Source organism: Paraburkholderia sp. XV, assembly GCF_020177535.1.
In the GTDB taxonomy this organism is placed as follows: Bacteria; Pseudomonadota; Gammaproteobacteria; order Burkholderiales; family Burkholderiaceae; genus Paraburkholderia; species Paraburkholderia caribensis.
In genome coordinates this window covers 22,461-40,286 of record NZ_JAGUUD010000082.1, presented here as the reverse complement: position 1 = coordinate 40,286, position 17,826 = coordinate 22,461, and the positions used below count along the sequence as shown (strand labels likewise).

At 60.5% G+C, this 17,826-nt stretch carries 21 protein-coding genes; 13 read left to right on the top strand and 8 right to left on the bottom strand.

Going from position 1 to position 17,826, the window contains the following annotated elements; genetic code table 11:
• The first annotated feature begins 135 nt into the window (after positions 1-135).
• From urtE to ureC, 6 genes are all read left to right on the top strand, one after another.
• Positions 136-828 (top strand): urea ABC transporter ATP-binding subunit UrtE, encoded by a 693-nt coding sequence (gene urtE, locus KFO72_RS29815; RefSeq protein ID WP_036003283.1) that lies wholly within the window; start codon positions 136-138, stop codon positions 826-828.
• A 33-nt stretch (positions 829-861) separates the two neighbouring features.
• Positions 862-1,743, top strand: a complete 882-nt coding sequence (locus tag KFO72_RS29810) for an urease accessory protein UreD (RefSeq protein WP_225033642.1) — start codon at positions 862-864, stop codon at positions 1,741-1,743.
• 296 nt (positions 1,744-2,039) lie between these two features.
• A complete protein-coding gene (locus tag KFO72_RS29805) occupies positions 2,040-2,843 on the top strand; it encodes a transporter substrate-binding domain-containing protein (RefSeq protein ID WP_060599932.1) in 804 nt (267 codons plus the stop codon).
• A gap of 154 nt (positions 2,844-2,997) precedes the next feature.
• Entirely contained in the window at positions 2,998-3,300 is a 303-nt protein-coding gene (ureA, locus tag KFO72_RS29800) for an urease subunit gamma (protein ID WP_006048588.1), read from the top strand.
• Positions 3,301-3,310: 10 nt separating this feature from the next.
• On the top strand, positions 3,311-3,616 hold the full coding sequence (locus tag KFO72_RS29795) for an urease subunit beta (protein ID WP_007735637.1): 306 nt from the start codon (positions 3,311-3,313) through the stop codon (positions 3,614-3,616).
• A 40-nt stretch (positions 3,617-3,656) separates the two neighbouring features.
• The gene (ureC, locus tag KFO72_RS29790) at positions 3,657-5,363 is read left to right on the top strand and encodes an urease subunit alpha (protein ID WP_225033641.1); all 1,707 of its coding nucleotides are present in this window, start codon (positions 3,657-3,659) and stop codon (positions 5,361-5,363) included.
• Between the two features lie 16 nt (positions 5,364-5,379).
• Here the strand turns inward: ureC and KFO72_RS29785 are convergent, their stop codons facing one another.
• Positions 5,380-5,667: a transposase gene (locus tag KFO72_RS29785; protein ID WP_374727139.1), complete on the bottom strand. Its 288-nt coding sequence runs from the start codon at positions 5,665-5,667 to the stop codon at positions 5,380-5,382.
• A gap of 14 nt (positions 5,668-5,681) precedes the next feature.
• Between KFO72_RS29785 and KFO72_RS29780 the strand changes: the two genes are divergently transcribed.
• From KFO72_RS29780 to KFO72_RS29760, 5 genes are all read left to right on the top strand, one after another.
• Entirely contained in the window at positions 5,682-6,881 is a 1,200-nt protein-coding gene (locus tag KFO72_RS29780; protein ID WP_225033640.1) for an RNA-guided endonuclease InsQ/TnpB family protein, read from the top strand.
• 62 nt (positions 6,882-6,943) lie between these two features.
• Positions 6,944-7,600: an urease accessory protein UreE gene (gene ureE / locus KFO72_RS29775; protein WP_225033639.1), complete on the top strand. Its 657-nt coding sequence runs from the start codon at positions 6,944-6,946 to the stop codon at positions 7,598-7,600.
• Positions 7,587-8,267, top strand: a complete 681-nt coding sequence (locus KFO72_RS29770; protein WP_225033644.1) for an urease accessory protein UreF — start codon at positions 7,587-7,589, stop codon at positions 8,265-8,267. The genes ureE and KFO72_RS29770 overlap by 14 nt, the downstream gene beginning before the upstream one ends.
• Before the next feature lie 32 nt (positions 8,268-8,299).
• Complete coding sequence (ureG, locus tag KFO72_RS29765; RefSeq protein WP_054928733.1) at positions 8,300-8,941, top strand: urease accessory protein UreG; 642 nt, start codon at positions 8,300-8,302, stop codon at positions 8,939-8,941.
• 511 nt (positions 8,942-9,452) lie between these two features.
• Complete coding sequence (locus tag KFO72_RS29760) at positions 9,453-9,740, top strand: phosphatidylserine/phosphatidylglycerophosphate/cardiolipin synthase (RefSeq protein ID WP_225033638.1); 288 nt, start codon at positions 9,453-9,455, stop codon at positions 9,738-9,740.
• A gap of 219 nt (positions 9,741-9,959) precedes the next feature.
• Here KFO72_RS29760 and KFO72_RS29755 read toward each other — a convergent pair whose 3' ends face one another.
• Together KFO72_RS29755 and argC are read right to left on the bottom strand one after the other, a co-directional pair.
• The gene (locus KFO72_RS29755) at positions 9,960-10,391 is read right to left on the bottom strand and encodes a GNAT family N-acetyltransferase (protein WP_062915637.1); all 432 of its coding nucleotides are present in this window, start codon (positions 10,389-10,391) and stop codon (positions 9,960-9,962) included.
• Between the two features lie 303 nt (positions 10,392-10,694).
• Positions 10,695-11,624: an N-acetyl-gamma-glutamyl-phosphate reductase gene (gene argC / locus KFO72_RS29750; RefSeq protein WP_062915640.1), complete on the bottom strand. Its 930-nt coding sequence runs from the start codon at positions 11,622-11,624 to the stop codon at positions 10,695-10,697.
• Positions 11,625-11,751: 127 nt separating this feature from the next.
• On the opposite strand from argC, the gene KFO72_RS29745 reads away from it, so the two are divergent.
• The gene (locus tag KFO72_RS29745) at positions 11,752-12,636 is read left to right on the top strand and encodes a LysR family transcriptional regulator (RefSeq protein WP_060611177.1); all 885 of its coding nucleotides are present in this window, start codon (positions 11,752-11,754) and stop codon (positions 12,634-12,636) included.
• Positions 12,637-13,807: 1,171 nt separating this feature from the next.
• Positions 13,808-14,065: a hypothetical protein gene (locus KFO72_RS29740; protein WP_062915656.1), complete on the top strand. Its 258-nt coding sequence runs from the start codon at positions 13,808-13,810 to the stop codon at positions 14,063-14,065.
• Between the two features lie 159 nt (positions 14,066-14,224).
• On the opposite strand, the gene KFO72_RS29735 is transcribed toward KFO72_RS29740, so the two are convergent.
• The 5 genes from KFO72_RS29735 to KFO72_RS29715 form a co-directional block, all read right to left on the bottom strand.
• The gene (locus tag KFO72_RS29735; protein ID WP_225033637.1) at positions 14,225-14,881 is read right to left on the bottom strand and encodes an arylsulfatase; all 657 of its coding nucleotides are present in this window, start codon (positions 14,879-14,881) and stop codon (positions 14,225-14,227) included.
• 440 nt (positions 14,882-15,321) lie between these two features.
• A complete protein-coding gene (locus KFO72_RS29730; RefSeq protein ID WP_225033636.1) occupies positions 15,322-16,002 on the bottom strand; it encodes a GNAT family N-acetyltransferase in 681 nt (226 codons plus the stop codon).
• Positions 16,003-16,091: 89 nt separating this feature from the next.
• Entirely contained in the window at positions 16,092-16,601 is a 510-nt protein-coding gene (locus KFO72_RS29725) for a GNAT family N-acetyltransferase (RefSeq protein WP_062915654.1), read from the bottom strand.
• A gap of 219 nt (positions 16,602-16,820) precedes the next feature.
• Positions 16,821-17,165, bottom strand: coding sequence for a hypothetical protein (locus tag KFO72_RS29720; RefSeq protein WP_156516600.1), 345 nt, complete (start codon positions 17,163-17,165; stop codon positions 16,821-16,823).
• A 26-nt stretch (positions 17,166-17,191) separates the two neighbouring features.
• The gene (locus KFO72_RS29715; protein ID WP_062915652.1) at positions 17,192-17,500 is read right to left on the bottom strand and encodes a hypothetical protein; all 309 of its coding nucleotides are present in this window, start codon (positions 17,498-17,500) and stop codon (positions 17,192-17,194) included.
• Between the last annotated feature and the right edge of the window lie 326 nt (positions 17,501-17,826).

Sequence of the window (17,826 nt, the reverse complement as noted above, 5' to 3'; positions counted from 1 at the left end):
CCGCCCCGCACAGGGGCGACGCTTGAAGCGAGCTAACGTAACGCGGATGCCAGCGAAAGCAAAAGCAAAACGCGGATACCAGCGCAAAGTCCAAACCACCTGCCGCTCGCCAAAGAGCAAAAAAGGACACACAAAATGCTTGAAGTCGAAAACCTGAACCAGTACTACGGCGGCAGCCACATCCTGCGGAACGTGAAGCTAACAGTCCCAGACGGAAAACTAACGGTACTGCTAGGGCGAAACGGCGTAGGCAAGACCACGTTGCTAAGAACCTTAATGGGCGTAGTCCCCATCAAGACTGGCGAAATCAGATGGCGAGAAACGCCGATAACAAAACTCGCCCCGCACGCGCGCGTAGCGCAAGGACTAGCATATGTGCCACAAGGCAGAGACATCTTCCCAAGACTAACAGTAGAAGAAAACCTGCTAGTCGGCGCAGCCAGCAAAAAGGCTCCGAAGAAAATCCCCGACCGGATCTACGAACTATTCCCGGTCCTGAAGGACATGAAAGCCCGCCGCGGCGGCGACCTGTCAGGCGGCCAGCAGCAGCAGCTCGCAATAGGGCGAGCACTCATGAGCGAACCGCAACTGCTCATCCTCGATGAACCCACCGAAGGCATCCAACCGTCCATCATCCAGGACATAGGACGAACCCTCCGACAACTCGTCGAAGAAATGGGCCTGACCGTGCTGCTCGTCGAGCAATACTACGACTTCGCCAAAGCCATCGCCGACCGCTACTGGGTCATGAGCCGCGGCGAAATCATCGCGGGCGGCGAAGGCGCCGACATGGACAACGACGGCGTGCGCACGCTGATCACGGTATAACGGCAAGCCATCGTTAGCTGCTATCCTCGCCGCATGTCGCTTCACGAACTTCACGAAACGCTCGCCACCATCGACGACCCATCGCACGCCCTATGGCGCGCGCGGCTCGAACTCGGCTTCGCCAGACACGGCGAGCGAACCACCCTCGCCCATCGCCTGCACGAAGGCCCGTTGCGCCTGCAACGCCCGCTCTACCCCGAAGGGCCGTCCATCTGCCACGCCGTCATCGTGCATCCGCCCGGCGGCGTCGCGGGCGGCGACCGGCTCGATATCGACATCCGCCTCGACGCGCAGACCCACGCCGTGCTCACCACGCCCGGCGCAACCAAGTGGTACAAGTCGAATGGCCGCGCCGCACAACAGCGCATCGCGATCCGCGTCGGCGCAAACGCCAGGCTCGACTGGCTGCCGCAAAACAACATCGTCTTCGATCACGCCAACGCTTCGCTCGACTTCTCTCTGACGCTCGACGAGGGCGCCACCGCACTCGGCTGGGACGCCACGCAACTCGGCCGGCAGGCCGCGGGCGAAACCTGGTCGGCGGGTCGTCTGCGCGCGGTATCGCGCATCGTCGGCCCCGATGGCCAGCCGCTGTGGTTCGAACGCGCCAGGCTCGCCGCCAGCGACCCGCTGCGCGACGCACAGCAAGGTCTGGCAGGCTTCCCCGCATTCGGCACGCTGTGGGCCGTCAGCCCGCAATGCAGCGACGCGCTCGCCGAAACGCTCACCGCCCAGTTGCCCTTCGACGATTCGATTCGCGCCGCCGCCTCGTGCGTGTGCGACGGCGTGCTGATCGTGCGGGCCGTCGCGCGATCGCTGGAAACGCTTCAGCATGCGTTGACCCAATGCTGGCTACAGTTGCGGCCTGTCGTGCATCAGGTCGACGCGAAGCCGCTGCGGATCTGGTCTACCTGAGAGGTCTACCTGAGAGGTCTACCTGAGAGGTCTACCTGAGAGGTCTACCTGAGCGGTCCACCCGAGTGGTCCACCTGAGCGCTCCATCTGAGTAGACAACCTGAGCGCATCGCGCCGCCGCACCATCTCCGGGCATGGCGACGCGCCAACGTGGTGCAACGACACATGCAAGCTACAGGAAAGCCTTGCCTGGTCCGCATGGCATAGCCCTTGCTGCATATGGCGCCTCGCGAACGCCGCATTGAAGGCGCGTTGCGAAGCCCGCTAAAAATCACACGCCGAAGCTCATCGCCAACATGACCCAAACGACCGCACATCGCCCGCGCCGCGCGTGGCTCGCCGCCCTGCTGCTCACGCCGCTCCTGACGCTCGCCGCGCCCCTCGCCCATGCCGACACGCTCGACAACATCACGAAGGCAGGCGTTCTCAAGGTCGCCGTGCCCGAAGACTATCCGCCGTTCGGCTCGGTCGGCCCGGACCTGAAGCCCCAAGGCTACGACATCGACACGGCCGCGCTGCTCGCGAAGTCGATGAACGTGAAGCTCGAACTCGTGCCCGTCAACAGCGCGAACCGCATCCCGTATCTGCAAACCAACAAGGTCGATCTCGTGATCTCGTCGCTCGGCAAAACGCCGGAACGCGAGAAGGTCATCGATTTTTCGACGCCGTACGCGCCGTACTATCAAGGCGTGTTCGGTCCCGCCGACATCAAGGTCAGCAACCCCGCCGATCTCACGGGCAAAACCGTCGGCGCAACGCGCGGCGCGCTCGAAGAGATCGCGCTCACGCAAATGGCGCCGAACGCGACCATCAAGCGCTTCGAAGACAACAACGCGACGATCGCCGCGTTCCTGTCGGGCCAGGTGCAGTTGATCGCGGCAGGCAACATCGTTGCCGCCGCCATCCTCGCGAAGAATCCGCCGCGCCGCCCGGAACCGAAGTTCGTCATCAAGAACTCACCGTGCTTCGTCGGCATGAACAAGAACGAGCCGCGCCTGCAACAGAAGGTCGATGCCGCCATCGCGCAGGCGAAGCAGGACGGCACGCTCAACGCGATGTCGAAGAAGTGGTTCAGCGCGCCCTTGCCCGCCGATCTGTAAGCAGTGCGTCGGTTGAAGCTGGTATCGTGACGCGGCCATGCGCCGCGCGCGAGACGGGCGGCGGCGAGGCAGCGGCACCGCGCGCAGCGCCGGAATGGCCAACGCGGCTCTCGCTCACGCGGGCGCCATAGGATGAATGCGATAAGCGAATGCGATGAAGCTCACTCCACGCGAAAAAGACAAACTCCTGATCTTCACGGCCGCGCTGCTCGCGGAACGGCGCCGCGCGCGCGGCCTCAAGCTCAATTACCCGGAAGCCGTTGCGTTCATCACGGCAGCGCTGATGGAAGCCGCGCGCGACGGCAAGACGGTTGCCGAAGTGATGCACTACGGCACCACGCTGCTCACGCGCGACGACGTGATGGAAGGCGTGCCCGAGATGATTCCCGATATCCAGGTCGAAGCCACCTTCCCGGACGGCACGAAGCTCGTGACCGTCCATCACCCTATTCCGTGACGAGGCGCGCATGATCCCAGGTGAACTGATTACCGACGACGGCGAACTCGAACTCAACGCGGGCCGCGCGACTGTCACGGTCACCGTATCGAACACGGGCGACCGGCCCGTGCAGGTCGGCTCGCATTACCACTTCTACGAAGTCAACACGGCGCTCGCATTCGATCGCGAAGCCGCGCGCGGCTTTCGCCTGAACATCGCGGCGGGCACCGCCGTACGCTTCGAGCCGGGCCAGGAACGCACGGTCGAACTCGTCGCGCTGGCGGGCGACCGCGTCGTCTATGGCTTCAACGGCAAGGTAATGGGCAAGCTCTGATCGCTGTGCTGACGCGCGAACATTCGGGAACCTCTCAAACATGACATTACGCATTGGCCGCCGCGCATACGCGGAAATGTTCGGCCCGACGACGGGCGACCGCGTGCGCCTCGCGGATACGGATCTGCTGATCGAAGTCGAACGCGACTACACGATCTACGGCGAAGAAGTGAAGTTCGGCGGCGGCAAGGTGATTCGCGACGGCATGGGCCAGTCGCAGCGCGTTGCCGCCGAGGTGGTCGATACCGTCGTGACGAACGCGCTGATTCTCGATCACTGGGGCATCGTCAAGGCCGACATCGGCATCAAGAACGGCCGCATCGCGGGCATCGGCAAGGCGGGCAATCCCGACATCCAGCCCGGCGTGACGATCGCGATCGGCGCGGCGACGGAAGTGATCGCGGGTGAAGGGATGATCGTGACGGCGGGCGGCATCGATACGCACATTCACTTCATCAGCCCGCAGCAGATCGACGAAGCGCTCGCGAGCGGCGTGACGACGATGCTCGGCGGCGGCACGGGCCCCGCGACGGGCACGAATGCCACGACCTGCACGCCGGGGCCGTGGCACATGGAGCGCATGCTGCAGGCCGCCGACGGCTATCCGATGAATCTCGGCTTTCTCGGCAAGGGCAACGTGAGCCAGCCGCAGCCCGCGCTCGAACAGATCACAGCGGGCGCGATCGGCCTGAAGTTGCACGAGGACTGGGGCACCACGCCCGCCGCGATCGACAACTGTCTGTCCGTGGCCGACGACACCGACACGCAGGTCGCGATCCACACGGACACGCTGAACGAAGCGGGCTTCGTCGAAGCGACGGTTGCCGCGTTCAAGGGCCGCACGATCCACACGTATCACACGGAAGGCGCAGGCGGCGGCCACGCGCCCGACATCATCAAGGTATGCGGCGAAGCGAACGTGCTGCCGTCGTCGACCAATCCGACGCGCCCTTACACCGTCAACACGCTCGACGAACATCTCGACATGCTGATGGTGTGTCATCACCTCGATCCGTCGATTGCGGAAGACATCGCGTTCGCCGAATCGCGCATCCGTCGCGAAACGATCGCAGCGGAAGACATCCTTCACGATCTCGGCGCGCTGTCGATGCTGTCGTCGGATTCGCAGGCGATGGGCCGGGTGGGCGAAGTCATCATCCGCACGTGGCAAACCGCGCACAAGATGAAGGTGCAACGCGGCGCGTTGCCCGAAGACAACGCGCGCAACGACAACTTCCGCGCGAAGCGCTATGTCGCGAAGTACACGATCAATCCGGCGCTCACGCATGGCATCGCGCATGAAGTCGGTTCGATCGAGCCGGGCAAATGGGCCGATATCGTGTTCTGGGAGCCCGCGTTCTTCGGCATCAAGCCCGCGTTGATCCTCAAGGGCGGCATGATCGCGATGGCGCAGATGGGAGATCCGAACGCGTCGATTCCGACGCCGCAGCCGGTGCACTACCGCGAGATGTTCGCGACGCGCGGCGGCGCATTGGGACGCACGTCGCTGACTTTCGTGTCGCAGATGGCGCTCGATGCAGGCGTCGCCGAGCGGTATGGCTTGAGCAAGCGTATCGTTGCGGTGAAGAACTGCCGCAGCGTCACGAAGGCGCACATGATCCACAACGCGTGGCAGCCGTCGATCAGCGTCGATCCCGAGACGTATCAGGTCATCGCCGACGGGCAATTGCTGACTTGCGAGCCGGCAAAAGTCCTGCCGATGGCGCAACGCTATTTCCTGTTCTGACCCGGTGCGCGGCACTTCAGTGCCGGGGAAGGATAGCGCGGACGACGCAGGCTTCCTTTGGGTGGTCAGTGCGGCGTTTGCCGCTGTTCGATGTATTAGCGGATGATTTCGATTGGCGCACCGCCACCGCTACCGGCAAAGCCTCGAAGTCGGCGCAGGTGGTGGAAAAGATGTGATGTGGGTCGCCGAGAATTTCTTTGGTGAACACGTCCCGGCGATATCTGGTAACGAAGACGAAGTGGACATGCATCAAAGGCCGTTGTGTCTTCCGCGCCGGATATCGTTGTTGTTGTTCATAGACCAAACTAGACTATCCGCATGCAACGCCTCCAAGCCTTCAAATACGAACTCATGCCAACGGGCGAACAGCAGTGCAAGATGCGCCGCTTCGCCGGGGCGTGTCGCTTCGTGTTCAACAAGGCGCTGGCATTACACAAGGAACGTTACGAACAGGGCGAGAAGAAGCTGGGTTATGCCGGTCTGTGCAAGTTGCTCACTGAATGGCGAAATGGCGCGCAGACGCCTTGGCTCAAGGATGCGCCGAATCACCCGCTCCAGCAGGCGCTCAAGGATTTGGAACGCGCCTATACCAACTTTTTTGCCAGGCGGGCCGACTCCCCGCGCTTTAAGAAGAAGGGCCAAGGCGACAGCTTTCGTTATCCCGATCCGAAACAGGTGAAGCTCGATCAGGCTAACAGCCGCATCTTCCTGCCCAAGCTTGGCTGGCTGCGCTATCGCAACAGCCGGGATGTGCTCGGCGCGATCAGGCAGGTCACGGTGTCGGCCAGCGGCGGCAAGTGGTATGTGAGCATCCAGACCGAGCGCAATGTCGATCAGCCGTTGCCGCAAGTCACCAGCGCAGTCGGTATCGATATGGGCATTACGCGCTTTGCCACGATGAGCGACGGCAATTACCTCGCGCCGCTCAACAGCTTCAGGCGGCACGAAGCCCGACTGCGCCTCGCACAGCGGGCCATGAGCCGCAAGACACAGTTCAGCAGCAACTGGAAGAAGGCAGCCCACGTCCAGCGCATTCATTCCCGGATCGGCAACGCCCGCCGCGATTATCTGCACAAGGCCACGACCGCGATCAGCCAAAATCACGCGATGGTGTGTATCGAGGACTTGCAGGTGCGCAACATGTCAAGGTCGGCGGCAGGCGACACCGGGCAACCGGGCAAGAACGTTCGGGCCAAGTCCGGCCTGAACAAGGCAATCCTCGATCAGGGCTGGTTCGAGTTCCGCCGCCAACTGGACTACAAGCTGGCGTGGAATGGCGGCCACCTCATCGCCGTGCCACCGCAGAACACGAGCCGGACGTGTCCGGCCTGCGGTTGCGTGCGTGCGGAAAACCGGCAGACGCAAGCGAAATTCGCCTGTGTCGAATGTGGGTTCGAGGAAAACGCCGATCTGGTCGGCGCGATCAACATCCTGGCGCGAGGACATCGCGTTGCAGCCTGTGGAGAGCCGGTGCAGTCGGGCCGCTCCGCGAAGCAGGAACCCACCGAGGCGATCTGAGACACGCACCATCGTTTTAGACGCAGTAGAATTCCCTGCCTTCAGGCAGGGGAGGATGTCAAATGCGAACGATCGACAAGCTGTTGGGCGCTCATATCAAGCTCGCGCCCGTTCTCATCAAACGCGCGCCGATGCTGACGCTCGCGTTCGACGCGCGGTGCAAGAGCCGTCTTGCCGCGACGCTCGATAGCGGCGAAGAAGTTGCGCTGCTGCTGCCGCGCGGCACCGTGCTGCGCGACGGCGATGTACTCGTCGCCGACGACGGCGGCCTCGTGCGCGTGGTCGCCGCGCCAGAGTCGGTGCTGTATGTGCGCGCACCCGATGTACTGACGTTGACGCGCGCCGCGTATCACCTCGGCAACCGGCATACGCCCGTCGAAGTCGGTGTGGATTATCTGAAGCTCGAATACGACCCGGTGCTTGCCGATATGCTCAAGCGCCTGGGCGCACTCGTCGATCAGGTCGAGATGCCGTTCCAGCCCGAGACGGGCGCGTATGGCGGCGGGCATCGGCATGGGCATGACGAGACCTTCGCCGAGGACTATGCGCTCGCGCAGCAGGTGTATGGCGAGCATCATGGGCATGCGCATTCGCACGAACATGGGCATGCGCACGAACACGCTCATGACCACGATCATGACCACGCTCACGGTAACTGTGATTCGTCGTGCGGTCACGGTCACGATCATGGTCACGGTCATCATCATGCGCATCGCTGAGCTGACGGCGCTGTTGCATCTCGCGTCGCCGGCCTTGCCGATCGGCGCATTTAGCTATTCGCAGGGACTCGAAGCCGCGATCGAAGCGAAGCTCGTTACGGACGGCGACACGGCATGCGCGTGGATCGAGAGTGGCCTCTCGAACGTACTCGCGCAGGGCGAGTTGCCGTTTCTCGCGCATCAGATCGAACGTTGGCGCGCGCATGATGCCGCTGCGTTGAGGCAGGGTAACGGTGAGTTTCTCGCGAGCCGCGAGTCGATGGAATTGCGGCGCGAAACGGAGCAGATGGGCTGGTCGCTGCGGCAGTTGTGTGCATCGCTCGAATGGGGCGATGCGGAGCGCCGCGCGACGCTTGCGTCGATCACGCCGATTGCGCAACCGACGGCCTTCGCGTTCGCCGCGTTCGCGCACGACGCTTCCACGGATGCGGCCCTCGCCGCCTATGCGTTCAGCTGGGTGGAGAATCAGGCTGCCGCCGCGTTGAAGGCCGTGCCGCTCGGTCAGCTTGCCGGGCAGCGGATCATCGTTGCGCTGCGCGAGCCGATCGACGCGGCCGTCCGGCAGGCGCTCGCCACCTCAGCCGACGACATCAACACGTTTGCGCCGCAACTCGGCATTTTGTCGGGGCGGCACGAGTCGCAGTATTCGCGGCTCTTTCGCTCATAGTCATTGGTTTTTTTGTTTTTCACGGTCAGAACATGAACGCTCCTCATCCGATGCATCGCACGAAGAAACTGCCGCCGCTGCGCGTGGGCGTCGGCGGGCCTGTCGGCTCTGGCAAGACGACGCTGCTGGAAATGCTCTGCAAGGCGATGCGTGACAAGTACGATCTCATCGCGATCACCAACGATATCTACACGAAAGAGGACCAGCGCCTGCTGACGGTGGCGGGGGCACTTCCTGCCGAGCGCATCATGGGTGTGGAGACGGGCGGGTGCCCGCATACGGCGATACGGGAGGATGCGTCGATCAATCTCGAAGCGGTCGACCGGATGCTGACGCGGTTTCCGGATGCGGATATCGTTTTTATCGAGTCGGGTGGGGATAATCTTGCGGCGACGTTTAGTCCTGAGTTGTCGGACTTGACCATCTATGTGATTGATGTCGCGGGCGGTGAGAAGATTCCGCGCAAGGGTGGGCCAGGGATTACGAAGTCGGATTTGCTTGTGATCAATAAGACCGATCTTGCGCCGATGGTCGGGGCGAATCTCGAGGTGATGGCGTCGGATGCCGCCAGGATGCGTGGCGAGCGGCCTTTCGTTATGTCTAATTTGAAGGCCCTCGATGGGCTGGATCGGGTGGTTTCGTTTATTGAGGAGAAGGGGTTATTGCGGGTGTGATGTTTTTTGTCTGCGACGCTGGGGTGGTTTGCTTTTGGCTCTGCGTTGGCATCCGCGTTTTGTTAGTGTGATTCGGGCTTTGCCGTTCGGTGTTTTGGCCTTTGCTGCAGCGAGGCGGAATTAGTGAGGCTGCGCTTTCCAATAAAATCAAACACATAACCACCAATACTCGATACTGGTCGGCGCACACAGGATTGAGATCGTGAGAATCGGCGGATTTTTCCCGAATTAGTAAGACTGCCGGGATGGGGAAGCGACTCAGGTTGCATGCAGCCGCTTGCCTCCTTGCCAGGTTCGCGAGCGGCAGCGCCTGATGATCGGTCGTCGCAACTGGTGTCGACCGCGCCCGGGTTCAGCATGAGGAACATCGTCCGTGCACGGTCAACGAAGGGCGCGTCGCCGGCTCGCGGTATCGGTAGGTACGGAAATGGTTGATCGTTGCGCTCATGCTAGGATTCCCCCAACAAACGGGGAAAAAGCGATGGCAGTGCACGCTATAACGGCGGTTCGGATGGACGCGAATTCGCAAAGGGTCACACACGTGCTTTGGGGGCAGGTGTCCGTCAGCGGAGAGCAATTTGAGGTCGCTCCGCACGCATCGCCTGTAATCGAAGTGGTGGATGCACTGGCTAAGGGCGACACCGTCGTAACAGTCTTTCCGCTGGATGGACAGCGTGTCGCTGGCCCAGAAGTCCGACGCGTCGTCGACGAGGCCGGACGCGAAGGCATCGAAATGGTGGTCGCTGATTCCGATGCAGACCGAACGCTCGCGGACCTGCCACGGCTTGATCACGAATAGAGCGCTCATCAGATCGGCTCTAACGGGCGGAGTTCAACTACCCGCATCCCGAATCGACGCAGAGAACTTGCCCCAAGCTGCGCGCGTCGGCGCATCGTCTGAACACGCGAGTGGGCTTGTCGTGCGTTCCCCATCAGGCAGTGATCGGCCACACTGAGTCATTCGACGCCGCACTCCGGATCCACGACGATCTCCATGCACAAAGAACCTATGCAAAGATCAGTCGTCTAACGAGATCTCATAGCGCACGTGGCCGCTGCGTTTCGCCACCCGGTCGTACGTGGACTGAGCGGCGATATTGTCACCGTTTGTTATCCAATAGATTCGTGTCCAGTTCTCGTCCACACCAATCGACTTCAGTTTCTCGATAAAGGATGTGGCGACTCCCGACCGCCGGGCTACGGGCGCGACGAACACGTCCTCCAAGTAGCAAACTGTGCGGTCGCTCCAGGTGTTCGGATGGCAGACGTAATGACAGAAGCCAAGCAATTCACCGCTTATGGCTTGCGCAAGCAGGCCGTGAATTGGGACCGTCGGTTCGTTGATCCGGCACCACGTTTGCGCTGTAACGCGCGGGTCGAGGTTCACGTGATAGAAGGAACAGTACATATCCCAGAGTTGGAGCCATCCGACATAATCGTCTGCAGTCACTGAACGAATCTCAAAGCGGGGTATGGGCATATCCGGTCGCTTTTAGCTCTCGTTGACGCAATCATAACTGAAGGTTGACGGCGGGATATCTGCCGAAGAGCCACCGGTTGGACGGCCGGTTATGAGCGCCGCGACAGACCGCTTAGGCTCGACTACTGACGAATGCAGGCGAGTCGGCGACCGGCGCCGCCTAAGGTTCGGCGTCGGGCCGTGTACGGCCACCATGGGACATTCGGCGATCACGACCAGATTGCTCACATGGCATATAGGTGCGGAACAACCGTTAGTTCGCGCCATCGGCCACTATTGCTTTTTGAGCATCAGGTTCAGATTCTGAACCGCGGCGCCGGACGCGCCTTTGCCGAGATTGTCGAAAACCGCGGATAGCAGGACGTGCCCGTGCTCCAAGTTAGGAAATACGCTTAATTGCATGTCGTTCGTACCGTTCAGTAGTTGCGGATCCAAATGCGTTAAAACGCGCGATTCGTGCAAAGGCAGCACGTGTACATGAGCCGCCCCGGCGTAGTGGCGGGCCAGGCATGCGTGGAGCGTGGCGCCCTCCGCGCCGGGGGCTAGCAGCCTCAACGCGAGCGGCACCGTCAATACGATACCCTGGCGGAACGCGCCATACGCCGGAACGAAGATGGGACGCTGCGCAAGCCCAACATGCTGCTGGATTTCCGGGGGGTGCTTGTGCGCGAGCTCCAGACCATAGACCTGTAATGCCGGCGCGTTGACGGCATCCGCCCCCTCATACGCTTCAACGCCGGCACGCCCGCGTCCGGAGTAGCCGGAAACCGCATGAATGCTGATTGGGTAGCTGGCTGGGACCAGCCCGGCTTGCACCAGGGGACGCAACAGACCAATCGCGCCGGTGGGATAGCATCCGGGATTGGTGACCCGTCGCGCGTTCGCGATGCGCGCGGCTTGGCCCGGTGCCATTTCCGGGAAGCCATATGTCCATTCCGGATGTGTGCGGTAGGCGGAACTTGCGTCGATGACCCTGACGGAGGGATTGACGATGGCGCTCACCGCCTCGCGTGCGGCGGCATCGGGCAAACAGAGGATGGCGATGTCGCAGTCATTGATGGCTTGCGCACGACGCCGTGGGTCTTTGCGTTCCGACGCCGCGAGCGCGAACACGTTGAGGTCAGCCCGGCCGCGCAGCCGTTCGTGGATTTGCAACCCGGTAGTGCCTTGGTCGCCGTCGATGAAAATCAGGGGGGAGCTCATGCGAGAAAAACTCCGATGACTAAATGCGGTAACACGTCGAAGGAGCCCCAATCTTCCATCGATCAGTAGAATAGAGAAAGTTGAATTTCACAACCTTGACATTCAGTTTCGCTGAACCCAATCCGGAATGCGAGAAATCAGCCTGGACCGTCTGCGCACGCTGGTCGCCATTGCCGACCATGGCTCGTTCGCCGAAGCGGCGCGCGCATTGCACCTTGCGCCACCCACCGTCAGTCTCCACATTGCTGAACTGGAACACCGCATTGGGGCACCCCTATTGTCGCGAAAACGCGGACAGATAAGGCCGTCGGCGATCGGAGAGCTACTGGTCGAGCGTGGACGTCGACTGCTGGCCGATGCGGGGCGGGCGCTGGACGATATTCAACGACAGGTGGAGGGCCTCGAAGGCCGCGCCCGGCTCGGTGCGTCTACTGGAGCGATCGCGCACCTGCTGCCGCAGGCGCTCGAGGTGCTGCGCCAGCAGCATCCCGCAATCGACATTCAGATTGCGGTCCTCACTTCGCAGGAAACGCTGTCCCGATTGACGGACGGAACGGTGGACATCGGGCTGGTTGCACTGCCTCAGCCGGCGGTGGCCGGACTGGTGATAAAGCCCTGGCGCCGCGACCCCGTGATGGCGTTCGTGCCGGCGCATTGGAAAAGCCCGGCCCGCGTCACGCCGGAATGGCTAGCCGCCCAGCCTCTGATTCTCAATGACGCGACCACGCGCCTCTCGCGTCAGACTGCGGAGTGGTTCGCGGCCGGCGGACACCATCCCGCACCACGCATTCAACTCAACTACAACGACGCGATCAAGAGTCTGGTCGCGGCGGGTTACGGCGCGGCGCTGCTGCCCCACGAGGCCACCACGCCATTGCCGGACAAGCGCATCGTCATGCGTCCGCTGCGCCCGGCGTTATGGCGTAGGCTCGGAATCGCACATCGTGCGGGGTATGTTGAACGCTCCACCCAACACGTACTGGACGTCCTGTGGAGTCTGCGATTGGTGTAGTCGTTGACAGTCGCGGCTTCGGCTCGTTCTCGCTCGGACGGTAAGCTCATCTCACACCACCGCAAGTGAATGACCGCTTTGAAGAAATTTGATTGACCGAAGTGGGGACTTCTGTCGGATGCAGTCGGGCCGACAGCAGCATCTGTGGTCGGCTCACCGTCGGACCGCATGCGGCCATGACCGGCCGGTCGAGGTAGCCATCCATCTTGCATAGTCGAGGTTCAGTCTGCTCCCGCTCAATGGCCGCTTTCCGGCGAGCGGATTGCCGGTTGCACTGCCTCGATGCGGCCACAACCGGTCATTCGAGGTTGGGATTAGAATCGTCGACAATTTCTAAACGACCTGTCGATAGTGTTGAGCAACCTATATGGCACCGCGCCCGATTCAATTTACGCAGGACGAACTGAGCCACTGGGCCGGGATGGGAGACTATGTTTTGATCCCTCCGGATCGTAGTTATGAAATCGTCCTGCAGTATGAAGGGGAGCCACCACATGGAGATTCGTATCATATGCTCAGTCTCGGCGATCGACGATTGCCAGGCTTTGCGTGGGGTTGCATATTCTCGATGTCCGCGTGCTCGAACTTTATAGCGTTCAGTTGGATGGAGCAGAGATTCGAACGATTGACGACAGTTGTCGACGTTAGGCTTAGACAGTATTTCGTCTTGCCAAGCTATATATACCACCCGCGCATCGAATGGCCGGTAGTCATGGACGCGGTCGCTACAGAGCAGCCGTATGTATTCTGTGGCAATGAGGCGTGGCGAACGTTCTGAGAGGGTGACTTGATCAACGCGCGGCGTAACTGATTCAGCCGGACTCGGCCATGAGCGGTCAGTCGACGCGCGCCCCCGCATCGTCGACAATCAAGATTCATCATCGGAAACTGGGCGTCGACGATATATGGATTGGACATTCCGGACGCGGTGGAAAGAAGAGCTAGTCTGCTCAAGTTCGATTGGCGGGTTGATTCTCGAGATGCCGATGGGTGTCCCATCTATCTATCTGCCAACCGAAGCGGCGTGGCAAGCCTCTGCGCCTGAATGGGCGCGACCGTACTGGGACTCGATTCACACACAGCTAAAGTCGTGGTGTGCGCTCCACAGCTTTCCCCTCGTCGTGGACGGTACGGCAAGCGTGTCGAGTAGCGCTGGGATTGACGATCGGCGATGAACACAACACACCTACTAAGCAAGATCGATCAGGCGCTAACAGGCATCGAACTCAACTCTAGCGGCGCATCGGCGAACATTGAAAGCATCCATCGTCAACTGACGTGGTGCCGCGCTCAGCTGACCGGGCAGCCATCCGGGCACAAACAGGGACCGCTAACGATGGGGCTGATCGCAACACGAGAATTTGATATGTGGGGCGACAATCCGGAGCTTGCCAGCTTGATCAACGAGATCCAGCGCGCTTTCGGATGAGTTGACTGGTTGCTTTGGGAAGTAGCGAAAGGCAGGGTCGACACCCATCGCCCGCGTTACGTCGGGTGTCGAAGCGGTGTTGTCGGGCGGCGTGCGGCCAGTTTCAGACGTTCGACGTTGGGATGAAGATCGTCGGCAATCTGGCACCACGGTCGAGTGTCAGATGCCGAGAGAGGGTCCGCCGATTCGCTGCATCACGGTGCGCAACGCGGCATGGACGCTATCAAGCGGCTGGCTTCCGTTGCGCGCGAGGTTCACCGCCGGCGCCATCCAAGGATGAGCGTATGCAACAACGGTTGCGCCTGCTTCATATGCTTCATTAGCCGATGCCGCGATGGCAGCGAAGCATTCGTCGATGTTGTCACTTTTGAAAAGCGCCCACACCCGCGCAATATGGATGACGTCCACTGACGTAACGGTGTCGCTCGCGTGCCGTTCGAAAAGTTTTCTGGTCGGCTCGACGGCAGCCTCGACCGCACACAACACAGTGATTTTGCCCCCAACTTTGCCAGCCGCCGCGGCCAACGCGACATCTGCTCTCACAATGGGAACTTGCGTGCTTTCAAGTTCTTCGACAGCCGGCCCAAGCGTAGCGCAAGTCAGGATCACGGCATCCGCGTGGGCCGCCAAAGCCAGAAGACAACGGTTTGTCTCCCCCTTCAAGGCGGCCGAAAACGTCCCCGCATCTTGGACAGCCTCACGAAGATCGGACCGGACTTCATGGAGAAGGTTGTCGACCCGCAAGCCAAGCGTTTTGGCCGCGTCGTCAAACACGCGTTTGTTCCCATCGACCGTGTGCAAAAACGATATACGCATTACCCGTCTCCTTCGTTAGATTGCTCGCGTCGGTTTCTTCGCTTCCGTGACCGTGATTGAGACCGGTGAAGCACAGGCATTGTTTCAACGTCGGCGCCGTCTAACAAGGCAAACTTTTCTACCGGTATGCTTGATACCTCCCTCCACAAATGGTCTCCATCACTCGCGGACCACGAGAGTATCAATGGCCGCTTCCGGTATGTGCCAGAGTCCGCTCAGGGTCGCAAGCACGCGTTGACGACCGGCCGTTTTCGGGAGCGGAGCATGAGTGGCCGCTTTGCGGCGATGACCTCGAAGCGCCGACGGACTCAGCCCGACCCTGAAGCGACCGTCAACTCTCTCGATAGCGGACGGTCGCCGACCAGACAACGGCTTGGCTCGTTGATCCCGCGTATGGACCTACTATGTCGCATCGATGTCGCGTTCAACTCAAATAGTGCTCATGCACGGGCCTCATCCTGTCCATCGGCGGCCAAATCCGCAGGAGCCTGAATTCGCTTTCCCATCTCGAATGCACGGATTTCGTAGCCAAGCTCCCGGTACAAGTCGACCGCCTGTTCGTTAAAGGCCCAAACGGCCAGCCTGACGTCGGTAGCACCGCGTTTCCGCGCCCACTCTTCTGCGAGTTTCATCAGTGTGCTGCCGATTCCGCGTCCCCGCAGTTGTTCGGAAACAGCGACTGAGCCGATGCGGCCAACGGCCATCTGCTGCAATAACGGGCTTATCGGCTGCACCACCTGAACGGTGATAAAGCCGATCGCCTTGCTGCCAAGCTCGGCAAGAAACGTAGCTCGATCTTCTTCCTGAACGCTGGAGATCCAGTGCGGCTTGTCCCGAGCCATCACAGTTGTAGCATCGGCATAGATATCGGGGCGTGCCAAGTGGTGAATCGCGTTCAAGATTTGACCCAGCTCGCAGATTTTAAAAATGTCGTCGATAGTTGCGCGGCGATAGCTTATCGAGTCGGTCATCTTCAGCTCTTGATGGTGGAGCGATAAAAAAAGGCGCCTTAAGCGCCTTGGTCGTTTGCACATGGAATGGACCGTGAGGTCGAATTCCTTGCTATGGACGTAACGAACCGCGGCGCAACGGATAGCGACCGTGATGATGATGGTGAGCATTGCTCGGGACGTTATGAAGTTCCATGCTGTCAATGTTGACACAAAAACAATTTCTGCGTGAGCACATCTTTTTTGAGTGGCGGCTGTGTTTAACCCGCCATATCGGCCAGCAACGCCCATCGCTCGTGGTCTCGCCATTCGCCATTTATGCGGAGATAACTTGGCGAAAGGCCTTCCTGTCTAAAACCCAACCGACGCACAAGTGCAATTGATGCTGCATTTCCTGGTTGAATGTTTGCCTCCAGCCGATGCAAGCCAAGTTCGCTGAAGGCATAGCCAACAGCCGCCCGCAGTGCCTCAGTCATGAACCCGGACCGGGCGAAGTTCACCATCCCGTAATACCCGAGATATGCACTCTGGAAAGCGCCTGCGACTATCTCGTTAATATTTACTACGCCGACGATTCGGTTCGTTGCTACGTCACGCGCAACGAGACCGACGTTCGGTCCGGTGAGTCCCCGCGCAAACCAGTTATCGAATCCCGTTTGATCGGTGAATGATGTGACCCAAGGCAAATGGTAGTCCTGACTTGCCAGGTTCGCGGCGATCAACTCGGCGGCGTCGGCGCGGATCACGCGGCGTATCTGAATGACACTCATGAGGCTCCATCTGATAAACGGATGCGGGCCTGGATTGTCGCTGATTCGGCAGCGCCGGATCAAGGTCCGGTTGACCGAACTTTGCTTTATTCAAAAAGCATGAGTTCCCGGATCTTGCGGGCATCGCTGTGGACTGGGCACGACCCACAAGGGACAGTGGTACTTCTCCGAAGCGGCCATTCGCGGAGAGGCGCACCTTCCACTTTCAGGTGCTCCGGGCTACAGATTCTCGGCGCGTCCTTCATAAACACCCAATCTCTCGTAAACGATAGCGAAGCGGTCGCCGAGCTCCTGTTGAAGATGGTCACGCATCGCTTCCGCCGAAGCTTCAAATCGCTCGTACTCATCCGCGTCCCATGGTCCCGGGTCTGGGGGGTATTCCCAGTTAAGCGATAGGTCATGCCACGCAGTCATTTCCGCAAGCTTTCTGCGCGTCTCGTCAGCTAGCGGCAGCGAGTCCTCAATCGGACCAACTCCGTAGGTGCTGCGAGTTGTGCCGTCTCCCGCCCAAATACAACCACCGCCCCATTCGAACATGAGCCTGAGTCCGTACTGTTCAATCATCGGAAGCCTCCGCGTTTGTAATAAGCTCAAGCGCGGATAGCACGAGCGAGGTCTGTCGAGATGTCACCAAGAATGCGAAGAGCAATGAATGGCTCCTCCGCGACGCGTTCCGGATCGACAACAAGCAGATGGGCATAGCCGTCGGCCACTTTGCCTCGGGTTCCGTCGATCAAAAGCTCAAGCTCAGGGGGGCTCACGTTACCGGCAAGCACTGAACGCAGAGCGGCGTGGAATTCGCTATTGAAAGTGGAAATATGTTGAAGCTGTTTTGCTTCCCAATTCAAAGCGAGCCATTCGAGGTTTTCCCGCAATCGGTCCGTCAACTGGAGTGACATTCTGCATTCTCTGCGAAGTGAGCCTGCCTCCCGGCGACTCAGCGGTGGGTGCGTCCTTCGGATTGTGAACAATGTACCCGGCGGTGTCGAGTGTCCGGAACTTGGCCGATCGGGTGAGGTCACCAACGGCCGCTTATCGGCACTCCGCTTCGCGAAACCCGGATTTGGCTGACTGACCGCTTTGGAGACGGCCGTCTGACCGGAGAGGGTCGGAAGTGTGCGTTGACGACCGGCCGATATAGGGGAGCGAAATACCAATGACCGTTTTGCGGCGTTGAGTTCGAAGCACGGATGGACTCAGGCCGACCTTATACGGTCCTTCAGAT